This window comes from Thermoactinomyces daqus, from assembly GCF_000763315.1.
Lineage (GTDB): Bacteria > Bacillota > Bacilli > Thermoactinomycetales > Thermoactinomycetaceae > Thermoactinomyces_A > Thermoactinomyces_A daqus.
The window spans coordinates 75,354-90,853 of record NZ_JPST01000035.1; the positions used below are offsets into that span (position 1 = coordinate 75,354).

18 protein-coding genes and 1 pseudogene are annotated in these 15,500 nt (G+C 50.9%); 2 read left to right on the top strand and 17 right to left on the bottom strand.

Annotated elements, in window-relative coordinates:
• Position 1: 1 nt before the first annotated feature.
• From JG50_RS0114025 to JG50_RS0114075, 11 genes are all read right to left on the bottom strand, one after another.
• Positions 2 to 2,167, bottom strand: a complete 2,166-nt coding sequence (locus JG50_RS0114025; protein WP_033101730.1) for an HD family phosphohydrolase — start codon at positions 2,165 to 2,167, stop codon at positions 2 to 4.
• A 22-nt stretch (positions 2,168 to 2,189) separates the two neighbouring features.
• Complete coding sequence (locus JG50_RS0114030) at positions 2,190 to 3,158, bottom strand: PhoH family protein (RefSeq protein ID WP_033101731.1); 969 nt, start codon at positions 3,156 to 3,158, stop codon at positions 2,190 to 2,192.
• 4 nt (positions 3,159 to 3,162) lie between these two features.
• Positions 3,163 to 4,365: a sporulation protein YqfD gene (gene yqfD / locus JG50_RS0114035; protein WP_232330942.1), complete on the bottom strand. Its 1,203-nt coding sequence runs from the start codon at positions 4,363 to 4,365 to the stop codon at positions 3,163 to 3,165.
• Positions 4,366 to 4,387: 22 nt separating this feature from the next.
• Positions 4,388 to 4,645, bottom strand: a complete 258-nt coding sequence (gene yqfC / locus JG50_RS0114040; protein ID WP_033101733.1) for a sporulation protein YqfC — start codon at positions 4,643 to 4,645, stop codon at positions 4,388 to 4,390.
• Between the two features lie 119 nt (positions 4,646 to 4,764).
• Positions 4,765 to 4,962, bottom strand: a complete 198-nt coding sequence (locus JG50_RS0114045; protein ID WP_033101734.1) for an alpha/beta-type small acid-soluble spore protein — start codon at positions 4,960 to 4,962, stop codon at positions 4,765 to 4,767.
• Between the two features lie 126 nt (positions 4,963 to 5,088).
• On the bottom strand, positions 5,089 to 5,271 hold the full coding sequence (locus JG50_RS0114050) for a hypothetical protein (RefSeq protein ID WP_033101735.1): 183 nt from the start codon (positions 5,269 to 5,271) through the stop codon (positions 5,089 to 5,091).
• Between the two features lie 33 nt (positions 5,272 to 5,304).
• The gene (gene floA / locus JG50_RS0114055; RefSeq protein ID WP_033101736.1) at positions 5,305 to 6,291 is read right to left on the bottom strand and encodes a flotillin-like protein FloA; all 987 of its coding nucleotides are present in this window, start codon (positions 6,289 to 6,291) and stop codon (positions 5,305 to 5,307) included.
• Positions 6,292 to 6,406: 115 nt separating this feature from the next.
• On the bottom strand, positions 6,407 to 7,054 hold the full coding sequence (locus JG50_RS0114060; protein WP_052154348.1) for an NfeD family protein: 648 nt from the start codon (positions 7,052 to 7,054) through the stop codon (positions 6,407 to 6,409).
• Between the two features lie 86 nt (positions 7,055 to 7,140).
• Complete coding sequence (locus tag JG50_RS0114065) at positions 7,141 to 7,584, bottom strand: GatB/YqeY domain-containing protein (protein WP_033101737.1); 444 nt, start codon at positions 7,582 to 7,584, stop codon at positions 7,141 to 7,143.
• A 14-nt stretch (positions 7,585 to 7,598) separates the two neighbouring features.
• The gene (rpsU, locus tag JG50_RS0114070) at positions 7,599 to 7,772 is read right to left on the bottom strand and encodes a 30S ribosomal protein S21 (protein WP_033101738.1); all 174 of its coding nucleotides are present in this window, start codon (positions 7,770 to 7,772) and stop codon (positions 7,599 to 7,601) included.
• A gap of 279 nt (positions 7,773 to 8,051) precedes the next feature.
• A complete protein-coding gene (locus JG50_RS0114075) occupies positions 8,052 to 8,396 on the bottom strand; it encodes a histidine triad nucleotide-binding protein (RefSeq protein ID WP_033101739.1) in 345 nt (114 codons plus the stop codon).
• A gap of 94 nt (positions 8,397 to 8,490) precedes the next feature.
• On the opposite strand from JG50_RS0114075, the gene JG50_RS0114080 reads away from it, so the two are divergent.
• Together JG50_RS0114080 and JG50_RS0114085 are read left to right on the top strand one after the other, a co-directional pair.
• On the top strand, positions 8,491 to 8,856 hold the full coding sequence (locus JG50_RS0114080) for a hypothetical protein (RefSeq protein ID WP_033101740.1): 366 nt from the start codon (positions 8,491 to 8,493) through the stop codon (positions 8,854 to 8,856).
• Positions 8,857 to 9,017: 161 nt separating this feature from the next.
• The gene (locus JG50_RS0114085) at positions 9,018 to 9,986 is read left to right on the top strand and encodes a Na/Pi cotransporter family protein (protein ID WP_033101820.1); all 969 of its coding nucleotides are present in this window, start codon (positions 9,018 to 9,020) and stop codon (positions 9,984 to 9,986) included.
• Here JG50_RS0114085 and deoC read toward each other — a convergent pair.
• The 6 genes and pseudogenes from deoC to dnaJ all read right to left on the bottom strand — a co-directional run bounded on the left by deoC (position 9,983) and on the right by dnaJ (position 15,488).
• Positions 9,983 to 10,654, bottom strand: coding sequence for a deoxyribose-phosphate aldolase (gene deoC, locus JG50_RS0114090; RefSeq protein WP_033101741.1), 672 nt, complete (start codon positions 10,652 to 10,654; stop codon positions 9,983 to 9,985). The genes JG50_RS0114085 and deoC overlap by 4 nt on opposite strands.
• Positions 10,651 to 11,088: an NUDIX hydrolase gene (locus tag JG50_RS0114095; RefSeq protein ID WP_033101742.1), complete on the bottom strand. Its 438-nt coding sequence runs from the start codon at positions 11,086 to 11,088 to the stop codon at positions 10,651 to 10,653. Before JG50_RS0114095 ends, deoC begins: the two co-directional genes overlap by 4 nt.
• A 161-nt stretch (positions 11,089 to 11,249) precedes the next feature.
• Entirely contained in the window at positions 11,250 to 12,596 is a 1,347-nt protein-coding gene (gene mtaB, locus JG50_RS0114100) for a tRNA (N(6)-L-threonylcarbamoyladenosine(37)-C(2))-methylthiotransferase MtaB (protein ID WP_033101743.1), read from the bottom strand.
• Positions 12,593 to 13,339 carry a 16S rRNA (uracil(1498)-N(3))-methyltransferase gene (locus tag JG50_RS0114105; RefSeq protein WP_033101744.1) on the bottom strand — a complete coding sequence of 249 codons (747 nt, stop codon included), beginning with the start codon at positions 13,337 to 13,339 and terminating at the stop codon, positions 12,593 to 12,595. The genes mtaB and JG50_RS0114105 overlap by 4 nt, the downstream gene beginning before the upstream one ends.
• A gap of 17 nt (positions 13,340 to 13,356) precedes the next feature.
• A pseudogene (gene prmA / locus JG50_RS18360) lies at positions 13,357 to 14,281 on the bottom strand (50S ribosomal protein L11 methyltransferase).
• 67 nt (positions 14,282 to 14,348) lie between these two features.
• Positions 14,349 to 15,488 (bottom strand): molecular chaperone DnaJ, encoded by a 1,140-nt coding sequence (gene dnaJ, locus JG50_RS0114115; protein ID WP_033101745.1) that lies wholly within the window; start codon positions 15,486 to 15,488, stop codon positions 14,349 to 14,351.
• Positions 15,489 to 15,500 lie beyond the last annotated feature (12 nt).

The following is a 15,500-nucleotide window of genomic DNA, read 5'->3' on the forward strand; positions in this document are numbered from 1 at the left end:
TTCATCCTTGCTTTACTCCTTTTACTTTAACAGGTTCTTCCGGATATTCGATCCTGGAGTGAAAAATGCCCTGCAACGTTTCACAGATCGACTTTGTGATCATGTCCAGCTCTTTGAACGTAAGATCACACTCATCAAATTGCCCGTCCTCCAGGCGATCCTGCACAATTTTCTTGACCATGTTTTCAATCCGGGACGGGGTGGGCCGGGCGAGGGAGCGAACTGCTGCTTCCACACAATCGCAAATACCCACGATCGCCGCTTCCTTGAATTGAGCTTTGGGTCCCGGATAACGGTAATCCTCCTCCAACACCTGGGTCCCGCTATTTTGTTTCAACGCTTTATAATAAAAATATTTGAGCAAGGTGGTTCCGTGGTGTTGGGCGGCAATATCCTGAATCGGTTTCGGAATGCGGTATTGTTTTAACAATTCCACTCCGTCCCGCGCGTGGGAAATGATGATCGTTTTGCTTAAATTCGGCGAAATTTTATCATGCGGATTGGAGCGGTTCAGCTGGTTCTCGACAAAAAACTGCGGCCGTTTCGTCTTGCCGATATCGTGATAATAAGCCCCCACCCGGGCCAGCAATCCGTCTGCCCCGATCGCTTCCGCGGCTGCTTCCGACAAATTTCCGACAATGATGGAATGGTGGTATGTACCCGGGGATTTGATCAGCAGCTGCCTCAGCAGAGGTTGGTTGGGATTCCCCAGTTCCACCAAACGCATGGGTGACAGGATGCCAAAAGCCGTCTCAAAAAACGGCAAAAAACCGATCGTCAGCACGGCCGAAAAGATTCCGCCCAACATGCCGAACCCGATGGATAAAAACAGTTCGTTCATCGTTCCTTCCGTAGGATACATCATATAAAGGGCCAGGATGGCCAAACTGACGGAAAGTGCGGCGACCAGTCCCGCCCGTAAAATCCCGCTCCGCCTGCGGACATCGGTCAGAGCGAAGGCACTGGCTGCACCGCTGACCAGCGCGGTAAAACCAAAGCGAAAATCAAACAAAATATGATTATCCCCGTTAAAAAAGATGCTGGCAAAAACAGCGAGCAATACGTTGCACACCATGGCCACCTGAAGATCGAGGAGCAGCGTGATCAGCATCGCCCCGAAGCCGACCGGCGCGAGAAAACCGATCATACTACATTCCAAATTCTGCCCAATGGCCACCATCTTCATCCCGAGCACCGTCAACAGCAAAATTGAAAACAGGAGAAGCAGATTCATATTATTTTTATAAAGCCGGGGCTTATAATTGCGAATATAGGTAAAGATGGCAGCCAACACCACGAAAATAAAGAGCAGCAAGCCTAAATGCGGCCAAAAATTAGTCTCTTTGCGCAAAAGACCCAGTTCCTGCAGTTTATTGTACTGATCCGGAGTGACGACCTCACCCAGAGCGATGATAATTTGCCCTTTTCGAATCGGAATGGGCTGCACGGCATCTTTCGCTGCCTCACGCAAAGCCGTGGTTCGTTCCCGATCAAAAAAATCATTGGGAACAATGCTCTTTTTGGCCAATTCGCGCACAATCGAACGGGAACGATTGTCCAACGAGTCCTGATCCAGCAAAGTAGTAACCAGGACGCGGTCCACCGAATCCCTTTTGTTCTCCAGCTCCTCCTGGCGAACTCCCTTGTTCAGGATATCAAACACAATGTCCCTCGTCTTCAGCCGGATCGCCGTCAGATCGTCGGGAGAGATTTTCAGCAAGTTCGCATAAAAGGTATCGGAAAATGCATCGGAAAATGTTTCTTCCAAAATCAGTTTCACTTTCTGCTTTTTTTCATCATCGGACAAAGTGTGATCAGTCAGCACCTTTCTGACTTCGGCGAAAAAGCGGTCGATTTTGTCAATCTGCTGATTGGTAACCCGGTCATCCTTGGTGTAAACGCGTTCCACCTTTTCCGCCGCCTGCTCTTTTGCCATTTCGGTCGCATATTCATCGATCTTCGTGACGGGGGAAACGATCGTGGCCGGGCTGACTTGTCCCACGCGTATGACGTATTGTTCGGGCAATACATGTTTTAAGAGTAATAAATAGAACGCGATCCCTATGATCGCGTATAAGAGCAAGTGTATGCGAAAACTCGTTTTCCAGGTCTCAACCTTTTTCCCTTTTTTCTCCCGCTGGGATGACGGTTCCTTTTTCTCCTTCATCTTTGAACCGACTCCTTGCTGCTTATTCCTTTACTCGATCCTGTTCATAAGCATCAATAATTTTCTGCACCAACGTATGACGAACAACGTCTTCCTGTCCGAGATAGATAAACTGAATCTCCGGTACTGCCTTTAAAATCCGTTCAGCCTCTTTCAATCCCGAATTTTTGCCTCTGGGCAAATCCACCTGGGTCACGTCGCCGGTAATCACCATTTTAGACCCAAAGCCGAGGCGGGTCAAAAACATCTTCATCTGCTCGGGGGTCGTATTTTGCGCTTCATCGAGAATGACAAAGGAATCTTCCAATGTCCGCCCCCGCATGTAGGCCAGAGGAGCCACCTCAATCAATCCGCGCTCCATCATCTTCGCCACTTGTTCCGTTCCCAGCATGGTGTAGAGACTGTCATATAACGGGCGAAGATACGGATCCACTTTTTCCTGCAAATCCCCGGGCAAAAAGCCCAAATTTTCCCCGGCTTCCACAGCAGGACGTGTAAGGACGATCTTTTTCACGCTGTGCGCTTTCAGGGCAGATACGGCCAACACGACTGCGAGAAAGGTTTTTCCAGTACCGGCCGGCCCGATTCCGAAGACGATATCCGACTTCTTGATGGCGGACACATAATGGCGTTGTCCGAGCGTTTTAACGCGAATCGCCTTCCCTTTTTGCGTCGTGCCGATCTCTTCCTGATAAAGTTCGAGCAGTTCGTCTGCTTGTCCCTGTCTGGCCAGACGGTGGGCATAGACAATATCGCGATCTGATATCGTTTTTCCCTGCCTGATCAAGGACAGCAGCACACGAAACAGATGATCCAATATCTCCAGTTCTTCCTCGCTTCCGGTGATGATCACCACTTCGCCGCGCGAAAAGATCCTGGCGGAAGTATTGGCTTCAATCTGCTTCAGATAGGCGTCATGAGGCCCGAATAGACTAAGTGCTTCTGCGGCATCCCGCAAGCGAATTTTCAGCGAATGATCTTGATTTTGCAATGGCTCATTCTCCTTGCAGAATCGGTTGTATACTTGCAATATTTTCAATGGCATCAAAGTGCACTTTCAAATTCACTTTACCATTCTCCACGCGCTGGTGCAAAATTTTTTCTTCCAAAATTCGTCCGTTGCCCCCCAATCTCTGTTGAAGTTCCTCCCTCGCGCGCATTTTTCCCAACATCACGGCATCCTCGGGAGTCAGATCCTTCTTCACCCACTTCATCTCCAAAATCTCATCTTCGACCAATCCGAACGGGAGCCGCCATTTCCCCAAGTAACAGGAGTGGATTTTGCGAATCGTTTCCACCTTTTTGAATGGGACTTTTTCGGCAAAAGGGTTGGGAATGATCATGGAAAACAGATATGGCGACAGCTTTTTCACCCGCTCTCCCGTATACACCTTCCGCTTCTGCACAAGCGGAACCGATACATTGGATTCATACCAGACTTCCCCGATCACTTTTCCTTTTGCACCGACGATTTTTCCATGATCCGGATTTTCCGGGTCGCCGTAAATGCCGGAGACCAAGATCTGTCCCTTTTTCACCACCTGATTGACCTCAACGAGCGGATTTCCCCTCTCGACGCGCAAATCATAAACCATCGCGTTCTTTTTGGCGACCAGGTTTACGGGCCCCGGGTCCCGGTTCTCCTCTTTTTTTGTTTCCGGCTCTTTTTTCTCCACAATCGTGACAATCACCCTTGTCCCTTCCACGCGGAATCCTACCCACGAAGCCTTTGGAAGGTGCATGAGCAAATCGTGCTGGATAACTTCCGCTTCCGGTAGTTTTCCCTTAAGTTGCCCGACAAACACCCCTTCCTTCTTTAAGAGGGCTTGTACATATCGTTCCGGAATTTGCTCGTTTCCCTCAATTTGCACTCTCCAGACAAATGAAGAAAGAGAGAGCGTGAGCAGAATAAAAAGAGCGACACCGAGCAAAAACGCTTTACGCCGCTTCAGCTTGCGCATGAAAAACGGCACACCTTCTTTTTTGACTATTTTCAGTCTCACCTTGTTCCTGCGGGCGATTGAAACGAACGAAAAAAAATGCGTTAATGGTACGGTAAGGTGGAGCTTCTGCTCATGAACCCATTGAATATCTTCCAGATGTATGCCTGCCTGTACCGTTTGATTGATCAAACCGGTAACCCGTTCCCCCGTACAGGCCAAACGGACTTTTCCTTTGACTAATGCCGGATAACCCATCACTGCCACCGCATTTCTCCCCTTACTTCATATATCGCAACTCCTGAATCTCGCCTTCAATCCGCACACCATCCTGATAAATGACGGCGATCTTTAATTTCTCCCCCTTGATTTGCAGGGTTCCTTCCTTCACTTTCAGCTTCAATTCGGTTGGGCTGAATTTTTCAACTTCAAGATAGTTTTCAATCTGGAGCCGCCGCGAGCCGACCATCTCGATCCGTGGAACTTCTTCTGTCACTTCTGCCGGCAGGTCCAACCAATCCGAAACCCATTTGCGCATCAGCTCCCGCCCTCTCCCATCCGATCTTCTTCTTTTTTCACTCTTATGCGCCCAAAGGCCGATTTATGAAGCAGACACAAAAAGCGGCATAGAGACCTACTATGCCGCCGTCTTCCATCTTATTCCGTTTTCATTTCGTTTTGAGCCGCAGCGATCAGGCGTTTGGTAATTTCTCCTCCGACAGATCCGTTGGCGCGCGCGGCCGTATCCGAACCCAATTTCACACCGAACTCGGCCGCGATCTCTTCTTTAAATTGGTTAAGAACCAAAGCCGCTCCCGGCACCAACAGGCGATTGGAATTGGATCGACGTGCCATGCCTTTCACCTCCTTTGGTTTTTAGTATGAAATTTGAAGCAAAATCTAATAAACGCAGTTGTTTCCATGAATAATAAAAAAGACTCGTGAAATCTCTTCACGAGCCGAGTACAATTTGTTTTAATTTTAACGGAACAGCGAAAAACGATACGGTTTCAATGCGCGGGGCGGACCTAAAATCTCTCTCATCCGCATCCCTTCACGGAGCGAGCCAATCCTTTTGCCCGGCCTTTGCCCCCGTTCCAAGCCGGTTCTCACCGCCTGAAGCGATCCGCTCCGCAGCTTTTGCGCTGAGATGCGAATTTCCATGAAACCACCTCCCTTGGGTGAAGCGGGGACTGATTAATTTTCCGCATCCGCTTCCGGATCATCATCACCCAGCGAGCGGCGCATTTTGGTATCGGCTTCAATATTTTGCATCATGTAATAATCCATGAACCCCATTTTCCCGGACTTGAGCGCCTCGGCCAACGCGCGCGGCACTTCGGCTTCCGCTTCGATCACTTTAGCCCTCATCTCCTGCACCTTTGCCTTCATCTCTTGCTCCAGTGCCACGGCCATTGCCCGCCGTTCTTCGGCTTTCGCCTGAGCGATGCGTTTATCCGCTTCCGCCTGGTCGATCTGCAGTTTCGCCCCGATATTTTTCCCGATGTCAATGTCAGCGATGTCAATGGAGAGGATTTCAAAGGCGGTTCCGGCATCCAGCCCTTTGGAGAGCACGGTTTCCGAGATCATATCCGGGTTTTCCAACACATCCTTATGGCTGTCAGCGGAACCATTCGTCGTCACAATTCCCTCTCCGACACGGGCAATAATCGTTTCTTCTCCCGCTCCGCCCACCAAACGGTCGATATTGGCACGCACCGTTACCCGGGCAATCACTTTTACCTCGATTCCGTCTTTACATACAGCAGAGACTTCCGGTGTCTCGATTACTTTTGGATTGACGCTCATCTGCACGGCCTCGAGCACATCCCGACCAGCCAGGTCAATTGCCGCGGCCCGTTCAAAAATCAGATCGATATCAGCCCGCTGGGCGGCGATCAAGGCATCGACAACCCGGTCCACATTCCCTCCGGCCAGATAGTGCGTTTCCAATTGGGAAATATCAACATGCAAGCCGGCTTTGCGCGCCTTGATCAAGGGATTTACGATTCGTGCAGGAACAATCCGGCGAAGGCGCATCCCGACCAGCGTGGAGAGTCCCACATAAACCCCCGATGCCATCGCGCTGATCCAGAGCATTACCGGTACAAATGAGAAGAAAATCGATAAAACAATAACAATCAGGATGACCAACAAAACAGCCCCCAACGCTCCGCCCGTCATTCCCTTCACTCCTTCAACTGATTTCCTTTATTGACAATTCTATCATATCGCAAAAAAATTCCATAAGTCATGAAAAATGGAGATTCTCTTTGAATGAATGATCAGGAAAAGATGACTAGTCCTCGATCTTTCGTACGACGACTCTGGCCCCTTCAACGGCGATCACCTTTACCTTCGCACCTTGCGGAATGATCTCTCCTTCACTGACAACATCTTCTTTCCGTTCTCCAAACCGGGCAAACCCGGAAGGACGGAGCTGGGTGACGGCGACGCCTTCCATGCCCAACAGATCCCGACGCTTTTTTGCGGACACATACCCCTCTTCATTCCTTTGTTCCGCCTTCAGCACAATCCGGTTCCAGGACGCTTTTAACCCGATGAAGCGGATCAGCACCCATAAAATGATGCCGGCCAGCACAAAGCCGATGACAAGGGCCGTCAATCCCGCCCACAAATCGGCTGCCGCCATGACAATTGAGGCAAGAATCATCACAAATCCGATCACTCCCAAAATTCCAAGCGTCGGCAACATCAATTCCAAGACGAGTAAAACGGCCCCCAGCACAAACAGAGCCGGTGCTCCCCAGCTCACCGTTCCCATGGTGAAATGAGCCCAGAAATAGAAAAAGAAACAAATGAGCCCGATGATCCCTGGTGCCCCAAAACCCGGCGACATCAGTTCAACCGCAATTCCGATCAAACCGATGGCCACAATCACGCCCATGACATAGGGATTGGTAAGAAATTGAGCGATCTCATACATGCTTCTTCTCCGCCTCTCCCTTCCTGATTCAGTGGTCAGACTGAAAAAAAACAGCGTGTTTTGGTTAAAACACGCTGCTGCATAACTCAACTCAACGCTTCGGACACCAAGCGGTTGACCAATCTTCCATCCGCTCTTCCTTTTACCTTGGGCATGAGAGCACCCATCACCTTACCCATATCGGCTTTGGATGAAGCACCCAATTCCTGGATCACCTGCTGCACAAGTGCTTTTACTTCATCCTCGCTCATTTGTTCAGGCAAGTAAGCGCGGAGGATCTCCATTTCCTCTTTCTCTTTTTGCACCAAATCCTCCCGGCCTGCCTTTTCGTACTCGGAAAGTGAATCCTGGCGCTGTTTCACTTCGCGCAACACCACTTCGAGCACCTCTTCATCAGTAAGCGGACGCCGTTTATCGATTTCCGCTTTTTTGATGGAAGACTTCAGCATGCGAATCGTGGAGAGTTTGGTTTTTTCTTTATTTTTTAGCGCCAACTTCATATCTTCGTTTAATTGTTCCAAAAGACTCAAGAGTTGCCACCTCTTTAGCGACGCTTTTTGCGAGCGGCCTCTGATTTTTTCTTGCGACGTACGCTAGGTTTTTCATAACGCTCGCGCTTTCTTACTTCCGCCAATACACCGTCTCTGGCGCAAGAGCGTTTGAAGCGACGCAAAGCGCTGTCCAGCGATTCGTTTTTGCGCACACGGGTTTCTACCATGCTATTCCCTCCCTCCACGGGTCAGTTAGGCCGTTTGGGCGCGCAGCCATAGCTAAAGGAAAAGACCCACACATTTCCACGCAAGCATCGGCCTGATCCCCAGCGGAGAGTCAGCACGACAACTGCATCAGAAAACTACCAACGATGCCCAAATCAAGCCTTTCCCAGGCTTTTTCCAAAGCCCAAGCTCTGGAAACCGTTGGGACACAAAGAGTCATTTTATATTATAACGTACAAGTCCAAAACCTGTCAAAACGCTTCAGCCTGTTATTGAAGAAATCAGCCCGGAGGCCAAGTGAGGGTACGTCCGCCCAGCAGATGAAAATGGATGTGGAACACGGTCTGACCGCCATGTTCGCCGGTATTATTCACCACACGGAATCCTTTTTCATCCAGGCCGAGTTCACGGGCCAGCTTTTGGATGACCAGATGGATCTTGCCGACCAGTTCTTGATCTTCTTCCTCCAGGTGCATCAGCGATTGAATATGTTTTTTCGGAATGACGAGGACATGAGTGGGCGCGGCGGGTGCAATGTCATGAAAGGCAAGTACATCGCGGTCTTCATACACTTTTTTTGAAGGGATCTTCCCTTCGATAATCTGGCAAAAAATGCAGGATTCCACTGTTTGAACCTCCACTCTCGATTAGGATCAGTACATTCACCCATGGTTCTCATCAGCATATACTATAACACGTTGAGGAAAAGAGGTGAATAAATTGGTTCGTCGACCTTCTGCTTATGAATCCCATCTCCGGCGGCTGATCCGCAAAATGATCAAAGAGGAACTCCGGTCCTTGTCCGAAAGCGGACAAAACACGGAAGGAACGGAGGCTGAAACCGCCAGCACTTCTGCTGGAGAGCAAGCGGAGCAAATTGCCCCTCCCCGCTTTGCGGACGGATTTCAGACGGAGACGTGGGCGATTTTTGGTTCTCCCGAACCCGACCCGGAAAAGCAGTTGCTACCGAAAAGAGAACAACCGCGAGCCTTGCCGGGTTTCCCCGAACTGTACCGGCCCGATTTTACCGGATTTGATTCTCCCCCTTTTCTTCCCCGAAGGCCGCAACCATTTCAGGATTCTTGATCAATTTCCACGCGGACAAAAACCGGAACGGTGTTGCAGCCAAACTGGCATTTGTCCGCTCATCTCCCTTGAACGAACGGTTCTTTTCCATTTTACTGGTCATGCTCCCTGTCTGTCCACCATATATATAGGCAAAGGATCAGGAGGGGTGGGTGCAGACCATGTTCAGGGAAATCGGAATTCCATTTCTTATCGGGCTTTGTGTGTTCATGATCGGGCTACACTTTATGCGGACAGGCTTGGAAGCGCTGGCGGCCAATCGCCTGCAAGATATTCTGCTCAAGTTCACGCGCACCCCGTTCAGGGGGTTTGTGACCGGAACGATTACAACTGCATTCTTGCAGTCTTCAAGCGCGATCACGGTTCTGACAATCGGTTTTGTCAATGCGGGTGTTTTGACCTTCGCCCAGTCGATCGGCATCATTCTGGGGAGCAATATCGGGACAACCATTACAACGCAAATCCTCGCCCTTAAAATCGAGGATTTCGCGCTTCCCCTTCTCATCCTCGGCACCATTCTCTGGATGTTGCCGCAGCTCATTGTCTCCCGTCTGGGAAAAACGACGGCCGGTTTTGGAATGATCTTTCTGGGGATCGATTACATGCAGAAAATCGCTTCGCCGATCAAAGAACACGGTCTGATCCAGTGGGTGATCGACTATGGCGGCCATCCGATCCTGGCCGGGATTGTCATCGGGGCTGTTTTTACCGCGCTCATTCACAGCAGCAGCGCCTGCATCGCGATCACGATGGGCTTCTACGCCTCCCATGCCATCCCTTTGCCGTTTGCGATCGCGGTTGTTTTCGGCAGCAATGTCGGAACCTGTGTCACCGCCATCCTCGCGGCGGTCAACGCCAACACGGCCAGCAAACAAGTGGCTTTATCCCATTTTCTTCTAAATTTGGCCGGAGTGATCCTGTTTGCGCCGCTCATCCCGTTGATCAGCCAATTCACGCCTTATCTGTCCGATAATCCAGCCACCCAAATCGCCCATATCCAAACGCTGTTCAACGTGATTTGCTCCGTAGCCGTACTGCCGTTTTGCGAACCGTTCGCCCGGGGGATTACCTATCTGATCCCCGATGAAACCGTGACATGGAAAAGAGGCGATTTTCACCGCCTCCCTTAATACGAGCCGCTCCCCTGCCCGCCACTGACAATTGCGACGCTTGCGCTGGCTCCAATCCGGTTTGCCCCGGCTTCCACCATTTTTTTCGCCGTCTCCTGATCGCGAATTCCGCCGGAAGCTTTTACACCCAAATCGGTACCGACGGTTTTGCGCATCAACCGAACGGCTTCAACGGTTGCCCCTCCATTGCCAAACCCGGTCGATGTTTTGACAAAATGAGCGCCCGCTTCTTTGGCCAATTTGCTTGCACCCGCGATTTCTTCATCATTGAGCAGTCCGGTTTCGAGGATCACTTTGACCAATTTCCCCTCTGCCGCTTTCACCACCGCCTCAATATCGCGTTTGACCGTTTCCGAATCTCCTGATTTTAATGCTCCGATATTGATGACCATGTCGATTTCATCGGCCCCGTTTTTAACGGCATCCTTGGTTTCGAACACTTTGGTCTCCGTTGTGGTGGCTCCGAGCGGAAAGCCGACAACCGTACATACCTTCACATCCGTCCCGGCCAATAACTTCGCCGCCTCCTTTACCCAAAATGGGTTGACACAAACAGAGGCGAAGTGATATTGTTTTGCTTCCTCACACAAAACGCGGATTTGTTCCAGCGTTGCTTCCGGTTTTAAGAGCGTATGATCGATCATCGCTGCCAGTTCTTTTGCATTCATGATTCATTTCCTTTCCGTAACCTGATTTGCTCGAGAGCGAGTTTCATCACTTCATCATTGTTATCATAGCCAAATTCCCGCTGTTTTTGCCATGCCTCTTCGGCAGGCAACCAGACGACACCGTTAATCTCCTCCAACTGCGGTGTCTCCGTTCCGGTCAGCGCCTGCACGAGATAATAGACGACGCTCTTTTCCACTTGTCCATGCAGTTCATGTAGATAATGGTAAGTAACTGTTTGAAGCCGGGATTCAATCCGGCCCTTAATTCCGGTTTCTTCCTCGATTTCCCGTAAGGCGGTCTCCTCATCCGTCTCTCCCGGCTCTTTTTTTCCTTTGGGCAGCGTCCAACGGCCAAACCGATCTTCAATCATCAGAATTTCGGTCCGCCTGTCTCGTTGCCGGTAGACAACACCGCCGGCGGAAACTTCTCTCATCCTCGACCATCCCTTCCACTGTTTGCTATGAGATCATAGCACAATTTTCCCTTACGAGACAAGCCGGGAAGCGCTTAAACGGACAGATGATCTGCCTAAAATGCCGCAAATCCTTTTCATAAAAAAAGCCGTCAGCAAACACTCTGCTGACAGCCAGTGACCTAAACCGCACGAGCGGGACGCGGAACATCGTCGACAACGCGCACAAACGTGCCATGGCAATATTCGCCTTCCACCCGATCGATCCGCACGCGGCACACTTTTCCGACCATGTCTTCCGTTGCCGGAAAAGCAACTTGCAAATAGTTATCCGCATATCCCATATAAAGACCGCTGGTCGGATCTTCTTTAAAGGGACGCTCCGGGATCACTTCCAAGACATCGCCGACAAATTTTTGTGCGTAATCAACAGTCAGGCGGTTGGAAAGTTCAATCAGGCGGCGAACCCGCTCATGTTTCACTTCTTCCGGAACCTGATCCGGCATGCGCGCGGCCGGGGTTCCCGTGCGTTTGGAATAAGGGAACACATGCAATTGGTACATCTGCAGTTCCTCGATAAAGCGATAACCGCGCTCAAATTGTTCATCCGTTTCACCAGGGAAACCGACGATCACATCGGTGGTGATGGCCACTTGGGGCATCGCCTCGTGAAGTTCAAGGATTTTTTCCCTGAACTCAGCCGTGGTGTATTTGCGCCGCATCCGTTTCAAAACGGCATCATCCCCTGCTTGCAACGGGATATGAAGATGGCGGCACATTTTTTCAGAAGCGTTCAGCACTTCGATAATCCGTTCATCGATCTGGCTCGCCTCGATCGAGCTGATGCGAATCCGTTTCAGCCCTTCGATTTTATCGAGATCCCACAGGAGATCAGCCAGTTTATAGTTTTCAAAATCATCGCCATATCCGCCGGTATGAATGCCGGTGAGCACAATCTCCTTATAACCGGCGTCAACCAATTGGCGCGCCTGGGCCAGCACATTTTCCGGCTTGCGGCTGCGGGACAGCCCTTTGGCCCACGGAATAATGCAGAAGGTGCAGAAATTGTTGCAACCCTCCTGGATTTTCAGGGAAGCACGTGTGCGGTCCGCAAAGGCCGGTACATCCAGTTCTTCAAATTCCCGCTGTTTCATGATGTTGGCTACGGCGTTGATCGGTTGCCGTTCGTGGATAAATTTCTCCACATACTCAATTAACTTGTCACGCCCCTGCGTTCCCACCACGATGTCGACACCTGGAATCGCAGCCACTTCCGCCGGCGAGGTTTGCGCATAGCAACCGGTAACCGCGATCACCGCATCGGGATTGCGCCGGATCGCCCGCCGAATCACCTGACGGCTCTTTTTATCACCCGTATTGGTTACCGTACAGGTGTTGATCAGGTAAACATCCGCTTCTTCCTCAAACTCCACGCGTTCGTAGCCTGCTTTTTTGAACAGCTGCCACATCGCTTCCGTCTCATATGCATTAACTTTGCATCCCAATGTATGAAATGCCACCGTTCTCATCCATTTTCACCTCCCAAATCGTCTCTTGCAAACATGATGCAAGAAAGCGCCACAAGCGGAGCGGTTTCCGTGCGCAGTATACGTGCACCCAAAGAGACGGGGATTGCTCCCTTCTCTTTGGCCGCTGCAATTTCCCGCTCCTCGAATCCGCCCTCCGGCCCGATGATCACCATGATATTGTTCGCACTCACGGATGAGATCGCCGCCTTCAGAGGAATTCCACCTTTTTCATAAGCGATAAAACTCGCCTCAGCCTTCTCCGTTTGCTCCAGCAACTCTTCCCACGCAAGCGGCCGGGAGACAGTGGGAATTTGCCCGCGGTGTGCTTGTTCTGCCGCTTCTTTGGCAATTTTTTGCCACCGTTCCCGCTTCCTGTCTGCCTTGCGTGCATCTATTTTAACAACGCTTCGTTTTGAAATAAACGGAATAAACGAAACCGCACCCAGTTCCGTTCCTTTTTGGATGATCCATTCCAGTTTATCCCCTTTGGGCAGGGACTGTGCAATGATCACTTTGGTTCGGGGTTCACCGCGGGAAACGCTTCGGCCGATGATGCGGCAGCGCACTTCCTTTGCTGCGATCTCCATCACTTCCGCTTGGTAATCCAAGCCCTGACCGGCACAAACGATCAGGTTTTGCCCCGGCTTGGCCCGCAATACATTTTTCAGATGATGGACATCTTCACCCCGAATCACCAATTCATCATCAGAAATTTGCTCAGGTAAGACAAAATATCTCTGCATTTGACACTCCTGCCATTTTACCATTTTTTCGCGAGGATTGCCACCCAACCGTCCTGGTGTTTCGTTTCCAACACTTCAAGGCCGGCATCGAGGAGCGACGCTTCCACCCATTTTGCCTTTTCTTCGATAATCCCGGAAGCGATAAACGCTCCCCCGGTTTTAACACCCGTGGCAAATCGTGAACCAGAAGCACAATGATCTCGGCCAAAATATTGGCCACGACCAGATCGGCGGTTTGCCCCACACCTTTGAGGAGATCACCTTCCCTGGCCTCGATGACCCCGGATAAATGATTGGTTTCCACATTTTCTCGTGTTTTTTCGACAGCCAGGGGATCAAGATCGAGCGCCAGAACATGCTCCGCCCCCAATTTCCCGGCAACGATGCTCAGCACTCCGCTGCCACAGCCTACGTCAATCACACGGTCGCCGGGGGTTAAAGCCTGTTCCAGCAGGTGAATGCACAGAGCCGTGGTTGGGTGCGTCCCCGTGCCAAAGGCCATTCCGGGATCGAGTTCAATCACTTTTTCTCCCGGCGAAGGATCGTACTCTTCCCATGTCGGTTTAATCGTAATCCGGTCTGAAATTTTGCTGACCTTGTAGTATTTTTTCCATTCATCCGCCCAATCGTTTTCATTCACCATCCGGTGCGTGACCGTCCCCGGGGAGATGTTCAGTCCGCTGTGCTTCAGGTGCTCCAATCCTTCCCTCACCTTTTGCAACAGCTCCTCCGGGTCTACAGATAGGCTTTGATGCGAACCCCTTCTTCGGGATAATCATCCGGCGAAAGCTCGATTATTTCTCCATAGCGATTTTCCCATGCCCGATGGAGCACTTCGGGATCTTCGATCGCGACACCATCAGCCCCCAGCTCCTGCAACAAAAAGCTGACGGCTTCGACTGCTTCCTGATTTGTGTGTATGACAATTTCCATCCAGTCCAATCCGATTCACCCACCTCATCTGACAATAAATAAAAAACGGGCTGATCCACGCCCGTTTCATCTGTGATCAGTCCCCGCGAAACGCTTGCTTCATTTTGTCAAAGAAGTTTCCGCCGGACTGCTCATTGTTGATATACTCGCCGCAAAGGCGACTGAAGTTGCGCAGGGCTTCTTTTTGTTCTTCCGTCAATTTGGTCGGCGTCACCACACGGACTTTCACGCGCAGATCACCTTCGCCGTAGCCGCGCATACGCGGAACTCCTTTCCCCTGCAGGCGGAATTCTGTTCCGGTTTGCGTACCGGCCGGCACTTTCAGCCGCGCCCGCCCGTTCAGCGTCGGAACGATGACCTCATCCCCAAGCGCCGCTTGTCCGAAGGTGATAGGCAACTCGCAAACAAGATCATCGCCTTCTCGTCTGAAGAAGTCATGCGGCTTAATAAAGATGGTGATATATAAGTCCCCTGGCGGCCCGCCATTAATCCCCGGTTCTCCTTCCCCGGAAACTCGCAATTGCGCCCCTTCATGAATTCCGGCCGGAATTTTGACATTGATTTTTTTCTTTTGTTTCACGTTGCCGGAACCGCGACAAGCGGGGCATTTTTCGCGAATGATCTTGCCTGAACCGTTACAAGCATGACAGATGCGGCGGTTCACAATCCTTCCAAACGGTGTGTTTTGCACCATTTCCGCCTGACCCGATCCGTGGCATACCGAACATGTTTCCGGGTGCGTTCCCGGTTTGGCTCCGGTACCGCGGCACTGATCGCATTTTTCCGTGCGCGGGATCACAACATCCACATTTTTCCCAAAAATGGCATCCTTAAATTCAATCTGCAGGCGAAACTCCAGATCGGCACCTTGGCGAGGCGCATTAGGATTGTTGCGGCGACCCCCGCCAAAAAACATATCAAAGATGTCACCAAACCCAAAATCGGTGTCAAAACCGGTTCCAGCTCCGCCAAAACCGCCTCCGCCAAAGCCGGCACCCGGACCCTCATGGCCAAACTGATCATAAGATGCCCGTTTTTGGGGATCGCTCAAAACTTCGTATGCTTCTTTTACCTCTTTGAATTTCTTTTCGGCATCTGCTGCTTTGTTGACATCCGGATGGTATTTGCGCGCCAATTTTCGGTAGGCTTTACGAATCTCATCGTCAGTGGCACCTTTGCTGACTCCCAATATTTCGTAATAATCGCGTTTACTCACCGGGTCACCTCC

Excerpts from the sequence above, each read along its gene's own strand:
- JG50_RS0114025 (WP_033101730.1), bottom strand. The coding sequence starts at position 2,167 with ATGAAGGAGAAAAAGGAACCGTCATCCCAGCGGGAGAAAAAAGGGAAA.
- yqfD (WP_232330942.1), bottom strand. The coding sequence starts at position 4,365 with ATGGGTTATCCGGCATTAGTCAAAGGAAAAGTCCGTTTGGCCTGTACG.
- yqfC (WP_033101733.1), bottom strand. The coding sequence starts at position 4,645 with ATGCGCAAATGGGTTTCGGATTGGTTGGACCTGCCGGCAGAAGTGACA.
- JG50_RS0114045 (WP_033101734.1), bottom strand. The coding sequence starts at position 4,962 with ATGGCACGTCGATCCAATTCCAATCGCCTGTTGGTGCCGGGAGCGGCT.
- JG50_RS0114050 (WP_033101735.1), bottom strand. The coding sequence starts at position 5,271 with ATGGAAATTCGCATCTCAGCGCAAAAGCTGCGGAGCGGATCGCTTCAG.
- floA (WP_033101736.1), bottom strand. The coding sequence starts at position 6,291 with ATGACGGGCGGAGCGTTGGGGGCTGTTTTGTTGGTCATCCTGATTGTT.
- JG50_RS0114060 (WP_052154348.1), bottom strand. The coding sequence starts at position 7,054 with ATGTATGAGATCGCTCAATTTCTTACCAATCCCTATGTCATGGGCGTG.
- rpsU (WP_033101738.1), bottom strand. The coding sequence starts at position 7,772 with ATGGTAGAAACCCGTGTGCGCAAAAACGAATCGCTGGACAGCGCTTTG.
- JG50_RS0114085 (WP_033101820.1), top strand. The coding sequence starts at position 9,018 with ATGTTCAGGGAAATCGGAATTCCATTTCTTATCGGGCTTTGTGTGTTC.
- deoC (WP_033101741.1), bottom strand. The coding sequence starts at position 10,654 with ATGAATGCAAAAGAACTGGCAGCGATGATCGATCATACGCTCTTAAAA.
- JG50_RS0114095 (WP_033101742.1), bottom strand. The coding sequence starts at position 11,088 with ATGAGAGAAGTTTCCGCCGGCGGTGTTGTCTACCGGCAACGAGACAGG.
- mtaB (WP_033101743.1), bottom strand. The coding sequence starts at position 12,596 with ATGAGAACGGTGGCATTTCATACATTGGGATGCAAAGTTAATGCATAT.
- JG50_RS0114105 (WP_033101744.1), bottom strand. The coding sequence starts at position 13,339 with ATGCAGAGATATTTTGTCTTACCTGAGCAAATTTCTGATGATGAATTG.